The organism is Vibrio sp. R-1, assembly GCF_035615595.1.
Lineage (GTDB): Bacteria > Pseudomonadota > Gammaproteobacteria > Enterobacterales > Vibrionaceae > Vibrio > Vibrio cholerae.
In genome coordinates this window covers 1-538 of the sequence record NZ_WPDC01000291.1, presented here as the reverse complement: position 1 = coordinate 538, position 538 = coordinate 1, and the positions used below count along the sequence as shown (strand labels likewise).

Genomic DNA, 538 nt, shown 5'->3' with positions numbered 1-538 from the left:
GTGTTGGCTAAATTGACAGAAAGACTATTCTTATTATGCTCAATTTTTAGCTTAACATTCTTCCCGCTTGCCACGCTTAAGAAGACATTCAGAACATTAACCAACTGAATGTAATACAGTTCTTTCTTACGGTCATTGTCAGAAACAAAATAGAACCCCACACAGAAGTTCCCATCAGGCACAAATGGCGAAAAGTGAACGCTATGAACAAATTGGTGGCAAATTTTCTTTAGGCTAAACAGCTTAGCAAAGCCATTGCTGTGATTGTAATTACGAATCCATTTTTCTGATTTAGCTTCTTCGCAAAAAGGATAAGCTGTTAATGTCCAATTAAGGCTGGATACGCCTTGATCCATATGTCCGTTTTCCAGTAACTTTCGGATAGCGTAAAACCCAACAAATATCGATTTTTCAACCTCATATTCTAGTCGTTCACTCCACTCTCTAGAGCGATAAAGTCCCTCTAGAAAATGTGCTGAGGCTTTAAGTTCATCCAGCCAATATTGCTTTAAACGTGCATCAATCATTATTTCCTCGT

The 538-nt window shown here is 38.1% G+C and carries 1 protein-coding gene; it reads right to left on the bottom strand.

Features of this window, described 5'->3' with window-relative positions; translation table 11 throughout:
* Nucleotides 1-527, bottom strand: a 527-nt coding sequence (locus GOU96_RS18180; RefSeq protein WP_258503741.1) for a hypothetical protein, incomplete at its 3' end; no start/stop codon positions are given.
* Nucleotides 528-538 lie beyond the last annotated feature (11 nt).